The sequence below is a fragment of the Agromyces sp. Leaf222 genome (genome assembly GCF_001421565.1).
Lineage (GTDB): Bacteria > Actinomycetota > Actinomycetes > Actinomycetales > Microbacteriaceae > Agromyces.
Genome location: NZ_LMKQ01000003.1, coordinates 1 through 15,245, shown reverse-complemented (window position 1 = coordinate 15,245; position 15,245 = coordinate 1). Strand labels below are relative to the sequence as shown.

Genomic DNA, 15,245 nt, shown 5'->3' with positions numbered 1-15,245 from the left:
AGCACCTCATGACCATCGAACAGTGGGTCATCAACCCCGGCGAATCGCGCGTGATCGACCTCGAGCTCGTTCGCCGCATCAAGATCGGCCTCATCGGCGGCAAGGTCGACGTGATCGCGCACGACGAGCCCGGCGCCCGCGTCGAGATCAGCGGCGTCACCGGCAAGGACCTCAAGGTCTCGATCAGCGGCGACGTGCTCGAGATCGACCACCCCCAGCTCGGCTGGGACAACTTCATCGACGTCTTCAAGGGCTGGGCCGGCAACGCGAAGGCCGACGTCTCGATCCTCGCGCCGCGTCACGTCGCCATGAAGCTCGGCATGATCTCGGGCGATGCGCTCGTCGCCGGCTTCACGACCGACGCGAAGATCAGCACGGTCTCCGGCAGCGTCGTGGTCGACAACCACGAAGGCGACCTCGACGTCTCGAGCGTCTCGGGCGAGATCTCGGTCGGCAACCACATCGGTGCGATCGACGCGCACTCCGTGTCGGGCGACGTCGTCGTCTCCGGCGAGATCTACGGCTTCGACGCCGACACCGTCTCGGGCAGCATGATCGTCGACGCCAAGGGCACCCCCGGCAAGATCGACACGAACACCGTCTCCGGCTCGCTCACCGTGCGCTACGACGCGGGCGCCGGTGCGCGCTACCGCATCAACACGGTCGGCGGCACGGTGCTCCTCGACGACACCCGCATCAAGGGCGTGCTCGGCAAGGGCTTCGAGCGCATCACCGGCGAACTCGCCGGCACGTGGCTCGACCTCGCCGCGAACAGCGTCTCGGGCTCCATCTCGGTCATGACGCGGGTCCGCACCGACGCAGGCAGCACCGGGTTCACGGGCACCGGGTCGACCGGCACGGCTCCGACCGGCACTGAGGCGACGGATGCCGCCGGCTCCGCCGGCGCTCGTGCCGACACCGAGGCCGAGGCATCCGTATGACCCCCGTCTTCGCCCACGGAAGCCTGCGGCTCTACCTGCTGGCGCTGCTGGCGGAGCAGTCGCGCCACGGCTACGAGCTGATCCAGGCGCTGAGCGACCAGTTCGGCGGCACCTACACGCCGAGCGCCGGAACGATCTACCCGCGGCTGGCGAAGCTCGAGGAGGAGGGGCTGGTCACCAAGGCGGCCGACGGTCGCAAGACGGTCTACGAGATCACCGATGCCGGCCGCGCCGAGCTCGAGTCCCGCAGGCACGAGCTCGACGACATCGAGAACGAGGTCACCGACTCCGTGCGTCGCCTCGCCGACGGCGTGCGCGCCGAGGTGAACGACGCGATGCGCTCGCTGCGCGCCGAACTCGCGAGCGCGGCTCGCGAGGCCAAGCGTGCGGCGACGACGACCACGGCCGGCGCGACGTCGAGCGCGGCCGGGGGTGCCGCGGGTGGCGCCGGTGCGACCGGCGGTTCGGGATCCGCCGATTCCGATCGCATCGAGGCCGAGCGGGCCCTGCAAGACGCCGATCTCGCGATCGCGGAGTTCCGCCAGCAGCTGCGCACCGACCTGCGCACGCACCGCGCCCAGGTGCGACCCGAGTCGGTGACCCTGCTGAAGGCGCGTCTCGCGCAGGTGCGGGCCGACGTGCTCGCGACCCTCTCCGGTCGCTGACGACGGTCGAGCCCGACAGCCGGTCCGATCCCGGGCCCGGCAGCGGGTCCGAGGGAGTCGGCGGGTCGACGGGTGTCCCGACGCGTCGACCCGCCGGGTTCAGGGGGCGGTCGGGGTCGCCGGTGCGGCGGGAGCCGCTGCGACGTCCGAGACCACGAGGTGCTCGCCGGAGGCGCCGGCATCCGCTCGCTCGACCGGGGCTCGCCTGATCGCGAACAGGGGGATCGTGTAGCCGCAGAGCGGCCCGATCAGGAGCGCGAACGCGACGGTGCCGATGCCCACGTTGCCGCCGAGCAGCCACCCGGCCGCGAGCACCACGACCTCGATGCTCGTGCGCACGATCCAGATCGGCCATCCGGTGCGTCGGTGCAAGCCCGTCATGAGACCGTCGCGCGGCCCTGGGCCGAAGTGCGCGCCGATGTACAGGCCCGTGGCGATGGCCAGCACGAGGATGCCGGCCGGCAGCAGGAGGATCCGCACCCAGAGGTCGAGCCCGCTCGGAACCAGCCAGAGCCCGAGGTCCGCCGCGGGCCCGACGAGGAGCGCGTTCATGATCGTGCCGAAGCCCGGCTTCTGGCGGATCGGGATCCAGAGCAGCAGCACGAAGGCGCTCGTGATGATCGTGACGAGGCCGAAGTTCAGGCCGGTCTGCTTCGCGATGCCCTGCGTCAGCACGTCCCACGGGGCGACGCCGAGCTCGCCGCGCACGATGAGCGCGATGGCGATGCCGTAGAGCAGCAGGCCGAGGTAGAGCTGCACGAAGCGGCGCACGAGGATCGGCGCGGGATCGCGGAATGACGAGAAGCGGCGGAGCATGGCTCAATCCAATTCCATGATTGGACTTCCCGTATACGTCCAATCCTCCTAAAGTGGCCTGATGGTCGACCGGTCGCTCAGCGCGCGCTCACTCGAACTCCTGCTCGGAGACTGGCGTGGCGCGGGCAGCGCCTACGAGGCGCTCGCCGACCGCATCCGGCTGCTCATCGTCGACGGGCGCGTGCCGGTCGAGACCCGGCTGCCCGCCGAGCGCGACCTCGCCGACCGGCTGGGCCTCAGCCGCACCACGGTGGCAGCTGCCTACCGCCGGCTGCGCGAGCTCGACCACCTGCACAGCGTGCGCGGATCCGGCAGCGTCGCCCGCCTTCCCGGTGCCCCCGCGATGCTGCCGATCCCGCTCGAGTCCGAGTACCTCGACTTCTCGAAGGCGGCGCCGTCGGCCCTGCCCTGGCTGCCCGACCTCGCGAGGCAGGCTGCGGAGGACCTGCCGTCGCACCTGGGCGATGCCGGCTACGACGCGATCGGCATCCCGTCGCTGCGGCAGGCCATCGCCGACCGCTACACCGCACGCGGACTCCCGACCTCGCCCGACCAGGTCATGGTGACCATCGGCGCCCAGCACGCGATCGCCCTGGTCTCCCGCGCCCTGATCGCCCGCGGCGACCGCGCCGTGATCGAGGCACCGACCTACCCTCACGCCTACGAGGCGCTGCGCGGGGCCGGTGCGCGGCTCGTCGGCACGCCCGTCGTACCGCGGGGCATCGGCGACGTGGGCGTCGACGTCGACCGCGAGGAGGCCGATGGGCTCGTGCAGGCGATCCGTCACTCCAACCCGGTCGTCGCCTACCTCATGCCCGACTTCCAGAACCCGACCGGGCGCACGATGAGCCGCGAGTCCCGGGCGAGGGTGCTGGATGCCGCGGCGCGGCAGGGCACGGTCGTCATCGCCGACGAGACCATCGCCGACCTCGACATCGACCGGGTGGGCGAGTACCCGCCCATGGCCGCCGACGGACCCGCCGTGCTCATCGGCAGCGTCGGCAAGACGGTCTGGGGCGGCCTGCGCGTGGGCTGGATCCGCGCCGACCGACCGTTGATCCGCCGGCTCCTCGCCGTGCGGTCGCCCGGCGACCTCGGCACGCCCATCCTCGAGCAGCTGCTCGTGGCCCGCGCGCTCGAGCGCTTCGACGACGTGCTCGAACTGCGCCGAGAGCAGCTCCGCGCCGGCCGCGACCGACTCGAGCGGCGCGTCGCCGAACTGCTGCCCGAATGGAGCGTGCCGCACGTCGACGGCGGCATCGTGACGTGGGTCGGCCTCGGGGCGCCGGTCAGTTCGCAGCTCGCGCTCGCCGCGCGTCGCGAGGGCCTCATCATCACCGCCGGCCCTCGGTTCGGCATCGACGGCGCCTTCGAGCGCTTCCTGCGGCTGCCGATCTGCCAGACGCCCGAGGCGACGGATGCCGCGGTGCAGGCGCTCGCCAGAGCCTGGCGCTCGCTCGCCGGGGCGCCGCTCGGCGAACCCGAACCCGAACTGCTCGCGTCCGTCGTCTGACGGCAGGCCGAAGCGGCGGGCCGGACCGTCGAGGTCCGGACCGCCGCTCCGCCGCGGCTCACCGCCGCAGGGCGAACCGCCGCATTCCGACGAGCACGAGCCCGAGCGCGAGCAGCAGCGCCGCGAGCGGGAGCACGCTCGTGCCGGCTCCCGTCGAGGCGAGCATGCCGTCGCTGTCGCTCGCGGCGACGACGGTCACCGAGGTGTTGGCGGCAGTCGTGCCGCTGCCGTCGGTTCCGGTGGCGCCGTCGGTTCCATCGGTGCCCGGGGTACCGGGGTCACCCGGAGTGCCCGGGTCGGTCGGGTCCGTCGGATCGACCGGGTCGGTCGGGTCCGTCGGATCCGTCGGATCCGTCGGGTCGACGGGGTCCGTCGGGTCGACCGGGTCGACGACGGTCGTCGGCCCTTCCGTGGTGCTGTCGCCGACGACCGAGACGGCGTTGCCGCCGATCGTGATGGGCAGGGACAGCGCCGGAATGAACTGCGTTCCCCCGAGCAGCCCATCGGATCCGTCCGTGGTGGCGGAACCGCCCCCGGTTCCCGGTGCGACGACCGTCTCGGCGCCGCTCGACTCGCTGTCGCCGATGACCGAGATCGCGTTTCCGCCGACGGTCACGGGGATCGCGGCGTCGATGACCGCCTGGGTGCCGCCGAGCAGCGAGTCGTCGCCGCTCGTGGTGGCGCCGTCGCCGGAACCGGTTCCGGCGGCCGGCTCGACCGAGGTCGCGGCATCCGTCGACTGGCTGTCGCCGATGACCGAGATGGCGTTGCCGCCGACGGTCACGGGGATCGTGGTGTCGATGATCGCCTGGGTGCCGCCGAGGATCCCGTCGTCACCGGAGGTCGAGGCGCTGCCCTCGGACCCGGCCGCCTGGTCGGATCCAGCGGTCGCGGCATCCGTCGACTGGCTGTCGCCGATGACCGAGATGGCGTTGCCGCCAACGGTCACGGGGATCGCGACGTCGACGAGGCCCTGCAGGCCGCCGAGCAGCGAGTCGCGATGACCGAGATGGCGTTGCCGCCAACGGTCACGGGGATCGCGACGTCGACGAGGCCCTGCAGGCCGCCGAGCAGCGAGTCGTCGCCGCTCGTGGCGTGTGCCGACTCCGGCGCCGACTCTGCAGGTGGAGCCGCCGCCGGTGCGACCTCGGTCGCGGCATCCGTCGACTGGCTGTCGCCGATGACCGAGATGGCGTTGCCGCCAACGGTCACGGGGATCGCGACGTCGACGAGGCCCTGCAGGCCGNCCGTTCCTCGCGATCCTGTTCTTTAGGTGGAGCCGCCGCCGGTGCGACCTCGGTCGCGGCATCCGTCGACTGGCTGTCGCCGATGACCGAGATGGCGTTGCCGCCAACGGTCACGGGGATCGCGACGTCGACGAGGCCCTGCAGGCCGCCGAGCAGCGAGTCGTCGCCGCTCGTGGCGGGTGCCGACTCCGGCGCCGACTCTGCAGGTGGAGCCGCCGGTGCGACCTCGGTCGCGGCACCCGTCGACGACGAGTCGCCGAGCACCGAGATGCCGTTGCCCGAGACCGTGACCGGCACCGCGATCGAGACGATCGCCTGCGTGCCCGAGAGGATGCCGTCGTCGCCGCTCGTCTCCGAGGCGTGCGCGACGCCGGCGCCGAGGAGCGTGAGCCCCCCGGTGACGAGGGTCGCGTACAGCGCCCTCGTGGCGAATCGCTTGAGATTCATGTCGTACTCCTGACTGAAGGGTGTGAGCTGCTCCGGGCGCTCATGCTGCGCGGAGCGATGACCGTGTCCGCCGGGGTTCGTGGCGCGCCGGATGCGCGCCTGCGAGCAGGCGGAGCGGACCCCGTCAGTCAGGGGTGGTGTCGGTCTCGAAGACCGGCGACGACGGCAGCGCGTCGTCGAGCGAGGAGAGCGTCATCGACGTCGCAGCGCCGAGCAACTGCGAGGCGGCGACCGCGTCGGAACCGAGCATGCCCCCGCCCGAACCGGAACCCGCGGTCGGGCCGCCCGCAGGCAGCGGCGCACCAGACGGACCACCCGCGTCGCCTGGCGGGGAGGCGGCGCGAATGCCGCCGGCCCGCAGGACATCGGCGGCGCCCGGTGGCGCGGTGCCGGTGGTCGCCACAGGCAGGGCGACGGATGCCGCGGCGCGCGCCGGAGCGTCGGAAGCCGCGCGCTCGGGTGGCTGCGCAGGCGCGCGGGTGCCGACCATCGTGGATGTCGTGGGCGGAAGCGCAGGCTCCTCGCCCTCGGACCCGCCGTCCGATGACCCGTCGCCGGGCAGCAGCGGCACCTCGGGAAGTCCGGGCAGCACGCCGCCCGGAAGCTCCCCGGTCGAGCCGATGAGCCCGCCCAGCACGCCGTCGACGGCGCCGGTCACGGGCGTGACGATGCCGCTCACGCCGGCATCGCCGACGAGCCCGCCGACCACTCCGCCGACGATCGGAAGACCGCCGACCACCCGATCGACCACGCCGACCACCGGATCGACGATCGCGCCGACGGTGCCGCCGCCCGCGACATCCGTCACGGTCTGCGCGGTCTCGTCGACGACGTCGACGATCGTGGTGTCGGTCGTCTCGATCACGGTGTCGACCGCGTCGGTCGCCCCGCTCACGACGGGAGGCACGAGTTCGACGACCGGGGCGACGGGCTCCGGAACGACGGCGACGACCGGTTCGAGCACCGTGTTCACGGGCTCGACGACGGTGTCGACGACCGCTCCGAGCGTGTCGCCGACGGCGTCGGTGGTGGCCGAGACCCCGCCGAGCAGCGAGCCGACCGCGCCGAGCAGCCCGGTGCCGTCGCGCTCGTCGGCCGAGGCGCTCTGGGGGCCCGAGAACAGCGAGACCGCGAGCCAGGCCGCCGAGAATCCGACGCCGATGAGGGCGTAGCGGATGCCGGACATGCGCATCGCGTTCGTCGACGAAGCCATCCGGATCACCCCCACCCTGCCAGCACCATATCGGCTGTCCCTCGAACAGGGCTAGTGGCGCGTCCGGTCGGCGGACGGGGAACCTCGTTCTTCACAGGTATCCGTGACCGAATGCGAGCAGCGGGCCTGCGAGGATTGACCCCATGTCACTGCTCGCTGCACTCAGCATGAAGAACCGTGCGCTGATCGCGCTCGTCACCGTCGTCGTGGCGATCTTCGGCGGAATCTCGCTGACCTCGCTCAAGCAGGAGCTCGCACCCTCGATCTCGTTCCCGCAGCTGCTGATCGTGACGTCGTACCCCGGCGCCTCGCCCGACGTCGTGAACACCGACGTCTCGACGCCGATCGAGACGGCGATCCAGGGCATCACCGGCCTCGAAGACACGTCGACCACGAGCTCGACCGGCATCTCGCGCGTGACCGCGAGCTTCACCTACGGCACCGACCTCGCGTACGCCGAGCAGAAGCTGTCCTCCTCCGTCAACCGCATCCAGAGCCAGCTGCCCGACGACGTCGACCCGCAGGTGTTCGCCCTCAGCCTCGACGACTTCCCGGTGCTGCAGATCGCGGTCACCGGCGCCGACGACCCGACCACGCTCTCCGACGAGATCACGCGCACCACGCTCGGCGAGATCAAGGACGTCGACGGGGTGCGCGACGCGACGCTCGTCGGCGACACCGGCCAGCGAGTGACGATCACGCCCGACCCCGCGAAGCTCGCCGCCTACGGCATCACCTCGCAGGCGATCGGCGACGCCCTCGCGCAGAACGGCGTGCTCATCCCCGCCGGGTCGATCACCGAGGGCGACAAGACGTACTCCGTGCAGACGGGCACGCGCATCGAGGGCATCGACGACCTCGGGGCCCTCCCCGTGCTCGGCGCGACCGAGCAGCAGGCCGCCCCCGACGCCGCGGCCGGCGACCCGACCGCCGGCGACCCCACCGCGGGTGCCGCCCTTCCCGGTGCGCTCACGGCGCCCGCCGCGGCGAGCGTGCCCGTCGCGATCACCATCGAAGACGTCGCCACCGTCGAGGTCACCGAGAACCCCGTCACGAGCATCTCGCGCGTGAACGGCGAGCCCGCGCTGACCATCCAGGTCACCAAGCTCCCGGCGGCCAACACGGTCGAGGTCTCGAACGCGGTCTCCGCGCTGCTGCCAGACCTGCAGGCCTCGCTCGACTCGACCAACCCCGGCGCCGAGTTCACGGTGGTCTTCGACCAGGCGCCCTACATCCAGCAGTCGATCGAGTCGCTCGCGACCGAGGGCCTGCTCGGCCTCGCGTTCGCCGTCATCGTCATCCTGCTGTTCCTGATGTCGGTGCGGGCCACCCTCGTCACGGCGATCTCGATCCCGACGTCGGTGCTCATCACGTTCATCGGGTTGCAGGCCACGGGCTACACGCTCAACATCCTGACCCTCGGCGCGCTCACCATCGCCATCGGGCGCGTGGTCGACGACTCCATCGTCGTCATCGAGAACATCAAGCGGCACCTGGTCGAGGGCGTCGACAAGTCGTCCACGATCGTGCGCGCCGTCCGCGAGGTGGCGGGCGCGATCACCGCGTCGACGATCACGACGGTCGCGGTGTTCCTGCCGATCGCCCTCGTCGAGGGCGTCACGGGCGAGCTCTTCCGGCCGTTCTCGCTGACGGTCACCATCGCCCTGCTCGCGTCGCTCCTCGTGTCGCTCACGATCGTGCCGGTGCTCGCCTACTGGTTCCTGAAGCCGGCGAAGGTGCACGCGCACTCCGGCGATCACGAGCCCGGGTCGGATGCCGCGGCAGCCGCGTTCATCGACGAGTCCGGTGCCGACGCTCCCGACGAGCTCGAGCACCCGTCGCGCCTGCAGCGCGGCTACCTGCCGATCATCGCCTGGACGCTGAAGCACAGCGTCGTGACGATCATCATCGCGGTGCTCGTGCTCGGCGGCACCATCGCGATGGTGCCGCTCATGAAGACGAACTTCCTCGGGTCCTCCGGCCAGAACACGTTCCAGGTCACGCAGGAGCTGCCCGTCGGCTCGAGCCTCGACGCCATGGACGAGGCGTCCCAGCCCGTCGAAGACGCGATCCGCGAAACCTCGGGTGTCGAGACCGTGCAGACGTCGATCGGCTCCGGCAGCGGCAGCCTCGCGTCGCTCTTCGGCAGCGGCAGCGCCACCGTCACCTACTCGATCACGACCGACGAGGACGCCGATCAAGAGGCGCTGCAGGCCGAGGTCCGCAAGGAGCTCGACGGGCTCTCCGACGTCGGCGAGGTCACGCTGACCGCCTCGAGCGGGTTCGGCGCCTCGAGCGACATCGCGGTGAACATCACGGCCTCCAACGCCGACGACCTGCAGAAGGCGACCGACGCGGTCGTCGACGAGTTCGAGGGCTTCGACTCGCTCACGCAGGTCAGCTCGAACCTCGGCGAGTCGCGTGAGTTCATCGCGATCGAGGTCGATCGCGACGCCGCGGCCGAGGCCGGCTACTCCGAGGTCGCGCTCGGCGGCTACGTGTCGGGCAAGATGTCGCCGCAGACCAAGGGCTCCATCGTGATCGACGAGCAGACGCTCACGATCTACATCGCCGACGAGAACCCGCCGACGACCATCGAAGAGCTGCAGTCGCTCGAGATCCCGACGGCCGCCGGGCTCGTGCGGCTCGACACGCTCGCGAGCGTCGAGACCGTCGATGGCCCGACGTCGATCACGACCGTGCAGGGCCTGCGCAGCGCCACGGTGACCGCGACGCCGGCGAGCGACGACCTCACGGCCGCCAACGCCGACGTGCAGGTCGCGCTCGCCGAGGTCGACCTGCCGGCCGGCACGTCGGCCGAGATCGGCGGCGTCTCCGCTGACCAGGCGGAGTCGTTCTCGCAGCTCGGCCTGGCCCTGCTCGCCGCGATCCTCATCGTCTACATCGTGATGGTCGCGACGTTCCGATCGCTCCTGCAGCCGCTGCTGCTGCTCGTCTCGGTGCCGTTCGCGGCCACCGGTGCGATCGCGCTGCAGGTCATCACGGGCGTCCCGCTCGGCGTGCCCTCGCTCATCGGCGTGCTGATGCTGGTCGGCATCGTGGTGACGAACGCGATCGTGCTCGTCGACCTCGTCAACCAGTATCGAGAGCGCGGCATGAAGGTGCGCGACGCCCTCGTGCACGGTGCATCGCGTCGTCTGCGGCCCATCCTCATGACGGCGCTCGCGACGATCTTCGCCCTCGTGCCCATGGCGCTCGGTGTCACCGGCCACGGCGGCTTCATCTCTCAGCCGCTCGCGATCGTCGTCATCGGCGGCCTGCTCTCGTCGACCGTGCTGACCCTCGTGGTGCTGCCGGTGCTCTACAACCTCGTCGAGGGTGGCCGCGAGCGTCGTGCGGCCAAGCGCGCCGACCGCGCGAACGGCGGCGACTCGGCCGCCGAGGCGCCGACTCCGGTGCTCGAGCCGAGCGGCGGCCCCCGGGCCGAGGCCGGCACCGCGACGGCGTCGGCTTCCGAGGCCGGCACCACCAGCGGCAGCAGCACCGGCACGGAGCCCGTCACCGGCCCTGACACCGGCACCGGGTCCGACCCGGACACCGACACCACGAAGGGCTGAGCCGACGGCTCCGGCCCGGCGGCGCGCCCGACGGGAGCCGCAGGCCCGGACCCGACATCCGGCAACGTAGAAGGGGCTGTGCGCGATCACTCGCGCACAGCCCCTTCGCGTGCCTCGATCAGACCTGTTCGTCGACCGGCGCCTCGAACTGCGCGTTGTAGAGGCGGTAGTAGGCGCCCTTCGCGGCGAGCAGCTGCGTGTGCGAGCCCTGCTCGACGATCGAGCCGTTCTCCATGACGAGGATCACGTCGGCGTCGCGGATCGTCGACAGCCGGTGCGCGATCACGAAGCTCGTGCGGTCGGCCCGCAGGGCGGCCATCGCCTTCTGCACGAGCACCTCGGTGCGCGTGTCGACCGAGCTCGTCGCCTCGTCGAGGATCAGCACGCTCGGCCGCGCGAGGAACGCCCGAGCGATCGTGATGAGCTGCTTCTCGCCCGCCGACAGGTTGCCGGCCTCGTCGTCGAGCACGGTGTCGTAGCCGTCGGGCAGCGCGTGCACGAACCGGTCGACGTATGCGGCGACCGCCGCGGCGAGGATCTCCTCCTCCGTGGCACCCGGCCGTCCGTAGGCGATGTTCTCGCGGATCGTGCCGCCGAACAGCCAGGTGTCCTGCAGCACCATGCCGGTGCGCGAGCGCAGGTCGTCGCGCGTCATCTCGTTGATGTCGACGCCGTTGTAGGTGATGCGGCCGGAGTCGACGTCGTAGAACCGCATGATGAGGTTCACGAGCGTCGTCTTGCCTGCGCCGGTCGGCCCGACGATCGCGACCGTCGAACCCGGCTCGGCCACGAGGTTCATGTGCTCGATGAGCGGCTTGTCGGGCGAGTAGCTGAACGACACGTCCTCGAACGCGAGACGGGCGCCGGCTTCGCCCCCATCGGCGACGGATGCCGGTGAGACCGCCGTCGCGGGGTCTGGTTCCTGCTCGTCGGCGTCGAGCAGCTCGAAGATGCGCTCGGCGCTCGCGACACCGGACTGCAGCAGGTTGGCCATCGAGCCGAGCTGGCTGAGGGGCTGCGTGAACTGCCGCGAGTACTGGATGAACGCCTGCACGTCGCCGAGGCGCATCGTGCCCGCGGCGACCATGAGCCCGCCGACGACCGCGATCGCGACGTAGACGAGGTTCCCGACGAACATCATCGCGGGCATGATGATGCCCGAGACGAACTGAGCGCCGAAGCTGGCGGTGTAGAGCTCGTCGTTCTTGGCGTCGAACGCCTCGTCGACCTCCTTCTGGCGGCCGAACACCTTGACGAGCGCGTGGCCGGTGAACGTCTCCTCGATGCGGGCGTTCAGCGCGCCGGTGTGCTTCCACTGGGCGGCGAACATCTTCTGCGAACGCTTCGCGATCACGACGGTGATCACCGCCGACAGCGGAATGGTGACGAGGGCGACGAGGGCGAGCAGCGGCGAGATGGTGAACATCATCACGAGCACGCCGACCACCGTCAGCAGGGAGGTGAGCATCTGGCTCATCGTCTGCTGCAGGCTCTGCGAGACGTTGTCCATGTCGTTCGTGACTCGCGACAGCACCTCGCCGCGTTGCAGGCCGTCGAAGTACTTCAGCGGCAGGCGGTTGATCTTCTCCTCGACGTCTTCGCGGAGTCGGTAGACCGTGCGCTGGATCGCCCCGTTCAGCACCCATCCCTGCAGCCACATGAAGAGCGAGGCGAGCAGGTAGAGCGCGAGCACGCCCATGAGCACCATGCCGAGCGCCTGGAAGTCGATGCCGGAACCGACGCTGAAGTCGTTCATCGCCGAGACCATGTTCGCGATGTCGTCCTGGCCGGCGGCCCGCAGCATCTCGACCGCCTCGGCCTGGGTCGTCCCCTCGGGCATCTGCTGGCCGAGCGCCGACGAGACGACGCCCTCGAAGATGATGTTGGTGCCCTCGCCGAGCAGCTTCGGACCGAGCACGCTGAACACCACGCCGATCATCGCCAGCACGGTGACCGTGATGACCGGCCAGGCCTCGGGGCGGAGGCGTCCGATGAGGCGCTTGGCCGAGGGGCCGAAGTTCATGGCCTTCTGCACGGGCGCCTGGGCGCCACCGCCGAACGGGCCGCCTCCGCGGCGCGGCGGTGCGGCAGGCGGGGCGGGAGCGGCTTCCGCCTCGGAGGCGATCTCCGCCTGCGTCGCCGCGCTGATCGAGCCGGTGTCCGGCTGGGCGTCGTTTCGCTGTTCGGTGGTCATGCTGCGGCCTCCTCGGCGCTGAGCTGGCTGGAGACGATCTCCTCGTAGGTGGGCGACTGCTCGAGGAGTTGCTCGTGCGTTCCGCGGGCGACGATCTCGCCGTGCTCGAGCACGAGGATCTGGTCGGCGTCGACGATGCTCGACACGCGCTGGGCGACGACGAACATCGAGGCGGCGCCGATGTCGGCACGCAGCGCCCGACGCAGGCGGCCGTCGGTCGCGACGTCGAGCGCCGAGAACGAATCGTCGAACACGTAGATCTCCGGCCGTTTCACGAGCGCCCTCGCGATCGCGAGCCGCTGGCGCTGCCCGCCCGAGACGTTCGTGCCGCCCTGGGCGATCGGGGCCTCGAGCCCTCCGGGCATCGCGGCCACGAAGGACCGAGCCTGTGCGACCTCGAGCGCGTGCCAGAGCTCGTCCTCGGTGGCATCCGGCTTTCCGTAGCGGAGGTTGGAGGCCACCGTGCCCGAGAACAGGTAGGGTTTCTGCGGCACGAGGCCGATGCGCTCCCAGAGCGCGTCGGGCTCGAGGTCGCGCACGTCGACGCCGTCGATGCGCACGCTGCCGTCGGTCGCGTCGAAGAGGCGCGGCAGCAGGTTGACGAGCGTCGTCTTGCCCGCGCCCGTGCTGCCGATGACGGCCGTCGTCGTGCCCGGCTCGGTGAGGAAGGTCAGGTTTCGCAGCACCGGCGCCTCGGCGCCCGGATAGGCGAAGCTCACGTCGTCGAACTCGATCGCCCCGTGCATCGCGACGTCGGTCACCGGCTGCAGCGGCGGCACGACGCTGGACTCGGTGTCGAGCACCTCGCCGATACGGTCGGCGCTCACCGACGCTCGGGGGATCATCACCGCCATGAACGTCGCCATCATGACCGCCATGAGGATCTGCATCAGGTACTGCAGGAACGCCATGAGGGTTCCGACCTGCATGCTGCCGTCCTCGATGCGGAACGCGCCGAACCACAGCACGGCGACGCTCGAGACATTGAGCACGGCCATGACCACCGGGAACATGAGGGCCATGAGCCGGCCGGCCCGCGTCGCGACATCCGTGATCTCCGCGTTCGCGACCTCGAAGCGGCCGCGCTCCTGCGGCTCGCGCACGAACGCGCGGATGACACGGATGCCGGTGAGCTGCTCGCGCAGCACGAGGTTCACCCGGTCGATCTTCTTCTGCATGACGCGGAACAGCGGCACCATGCGGCTCACGATGAGGCCGACGGCGATGAGCAGCACCGGCACGCTGACCGCGATGAGCCAGGAGAGCTCGAGGTCCTGCTGCATCGCCAGGATCACGCCGCCGATCGCGAGGATCGGGGCGGATACGAGCATGGTCGACGTCATGAGCACGAGCATCTGTACCTGCTGCACGTCGTTCGTCGTGCGCGTGATGAGCGACGGAGCGCCGAACTTCGAGACCTCGCGCTCCGAGAACGCGCCGACCTTGCGGAAGACCCCGCGCCGCAGGTCGCGGCCGACGGCCATGGCGAGCCTCGCGCCGAAGTACACGGCCGTGATCGAGCACGCGACCTGGGCGAGGGTGATCAGCAGCATCCATCCGCCGGTCGTGAGGATGTACGCGGTGTCGCCCGTGGCGACGCCGTTGTCGATGATGTCCGCGTTCAGCGTCGGCAGGTAGAGCGAGGCCATCGACTGCGCGAGTTGGAAGATGATCACGCCGACGACGAGCCATGAGTACGGCTTGACGTAGCGCTTCAACAGGGTGAGAAGCATGCGATGCGGCTTTCTACGCGTGAGTGGGTGCGGTCGGCGGTGCGGTGAAGGTGGCGATGACGGATGTCGGGGCCCGGTGCTCGTCGGTGGATGCGGGCGAGTCGCCGGCATCCGCCCGTGCCGAGAAGCCGTGCAGCAGGAGTGCGCTGATCTCGTCGGCGGGCACGATGTCGCCGTTCGTGATGAGCGGGTGGGTCATGGAGAACGTGGCGTACCTGATGAACTGGGCCGCGCGGCGAGGTGTCACCGAGAGTCGGTCGCGGTGCGGCAGCAGCGTGTCGGCGATCGCCTGGATGACGGGCTCGTTGTCGGGCGGACGACGCTTGACGTTCTCGGGGGTGCGCTCGTGGAAGCCGAGGATCGCGACGAGCGCGAAGATCTGCTCGGTGCGGTGCTGGGTCAGCTCGACGATCGCCCGGATCACGTCGTCGAGCTCGGTCGACTCGGGGATCCCGCGGATCGCGTCGACCATCGACGTGGCCTCGATGTGCCGATGGATCGAGTCGTGGATCAACTCGTCCTTGTCCTGGAACACCGAGTACAGCGTTCCTTCGGCCACGCCGGCCGCCTCCGCGAGCTGCTTGCTCGTGACGTCGCGCCCGTACTGCACGAGGAGCGGCACCGCGGCGTCCATGATCGACGCCCGTCGCTCATCGCGGCCCATGGGCTTCGCCCGTCGTGCTCGTTCTGCCATGACCGAGATCATAACTGAATGAGCGCTCACTCAGAAGAGCGGATGCCGGTGAGATGCGCTTTCGAGGCCGGATGCCGCTGCGCATCGACGCCGTTGACCGCGGATGTGCGGGTGTTTGCGGGTGGTGCGACACGCCCGGGGTGTGGGTTGGATTTGTGTGTGTGGGGTGGGGGATTGTAGGTTTTCATATGTCGCCGCGGCGGT

General features: G+C 70.6%; 11 protein-coding genes. 4 read left to right on the top strand and 7 right to left on the bottom strand.

Going from position 1 to position 15,245, the window contains the following annotated elements:
- Positions 1-8 precede the first annotated feature (8 nt).
- Positions 9-941, top strand: coding sequence for a DUF4097 family beta strand repeat-containing protein (locus tag ASE68_RS17515; RefSeq protein WP_162238297.1), 933 nt, complete (start codon positions 9-11; stop codon positions 939-941).
- Positions 938-1,606 (top strand): PadR family transcriptional regulator, encoded by a 669-nt coding sequence (locus ASE68_RS17510; protein WP_055862671.1) that lies wholly within the window; start codon positions 938-940, stop codon positions 1,604-1,606. Before ASE68_RS17515 ends, ASE68_RS17510 begins: the two co-directional genes overlap by 4 nt.
- A gap of 99 nt (positions 1,607-1,705) precedes the next feature.
- Here the strand turns inward: ASE68_RS17510 and ASE68_RS17505 are convergent, their stop codons facing one another.
- The gene (locus tag ASE68_RS17505) at positions 1,706-2,422 is read right to left on the bottom strand and encodes a YitT family protein (protein WP_082462474.1); all 717 of its coding nucleotides are present in this window, start codon (positions 2,420-2,422) and stop codon (positions 1,706-1,708) included.
- 61 nt (positions 2,423-2,483) lie between these two features.
- Here ASE68_RS17505 and ASE68_RS17500 point away from each other — a divergent pair, with 61 nt between their 5' ends.
- Positions 2,484-3,935, top strand: a complete 1,452-nt coding sequence (locus tag ASE68_RS17500; protein ID WP_055862669.1) for a PLP-dependent aminotransferase family protein — start codon at positions 2,484-2,486, stop codon at positions 3,933-3,935.
- Positions 3,936-3,993: 58 nt separating this feature from the next.
- On the opposite strand, the gene ASE68_RS20800 is transcribed toward ASE68_RS17500, so the two are convergent.
- The 3 genes from ASE68_RS20800 to ASE68_RS17480 form a co-directional block, all read right to left on the bottom strand.
- Positions 3,994-4,884: a hypothetical protein gene (locus ASE68_RS20800; protein ID WP_055862667.1), complete on the bottom strand. Its 891-nt coding sequence runs from the start codon at positions 4,882-4,884 to the stop codon at positions 3,994-3,996.
- Positions 4,885-5,182: 298 nt separating this feature from the next.
- Positions 5,183-5,629, bottom strand: a 447-nt coding sequence (locus tag ASE68_RS20795; protein WP_235481140.1) for a chaplin family protein, incomplete at its 3' end; no start/stop codon positions are given.
- Between the two features lie 124 nt (positions 5,630-5,753).
- On the bottom strand, positions 5,754-6,842 hold the full coding sequence (locus ASE68_RS17480) for a hypothetical protein (RefSeq protein ID WP_055862662.1): 1,089 nt from the start codon (positions 6,840-6,842) through the stop codon (positions 5,754-5,756).
- A 143-nt stretch (positions 6,843-6,985) separates the two neighbouring features.
- Here ASE68_RS17480 and ASE68_RS17475 point away from each other — a divergent pair, with 143 nt between their 5' ends.
- Positions 6,986-10,420, top strand: coding sequence for an efflux RND transporter permease subunit (locus ASE68_RS17475; RefSeq protein ID WP_082462473.1), 3,435 nt, complete (start codon positions 6,986-6,988; stop codon positions 10,418-10,420).
- Positions 10,421-10,538: 118 nt separating this feature from the next.
- On the opposite strand, the gene ASE68_RS17470 is transcribed toward ASE68_RS17475, so the two are convergent.
- Genes ASE68_RS17470 through ASE68_RS17460 form a run of 3 tightly spaced genes read right to left on the bottom strand, consistent with a single transcriptional unit; the run spans position 10,539 to position 15,041 of the window.
- The gene (locus ASE68_RS17470; protein ID WP_082462472.1) at positions 10,539-12,614 is read right to left on the bottom strand and encodes an ABC transporter ATP-binding protein; all 2,076 of its coding nucleotides are present in this window, start codon (positions 12,612-12,614) and stop codon (positions 10,539-10,541) included.
- Positions 12,611-14,347, bottom strand: coding sequence for an ABC transporter ATP-binding protein (locus tag ASE68_RS17465; RefSeq protein WP_055862660.1), 1,737 nt, complete (start codon positions 14,345-14,347; stop codon positions 12,611-12,613). The genes ASE68_RS17470 and ASE68_RS17465 overlap by 4 nt, the downstream gene beginning before the upstream one ends.
- Positions 14,348-14,360: 13 nt before the next feature.
- The gene (locus ASE68_RS17460) at positions 14,361-15,041 is read right to left on the bottom strand and encodes a TetR/AcrR family transcriptional regulator (protein ID WP_162238296.1); all 681 of its coding nucleotides are present in this window, start codon (positions 15,039-15,041) and stop codon (positions 14,361-14,363) included.
- Between the last annotated feature and the right edge of the window lie 204 nt (positions 15,042-15,245).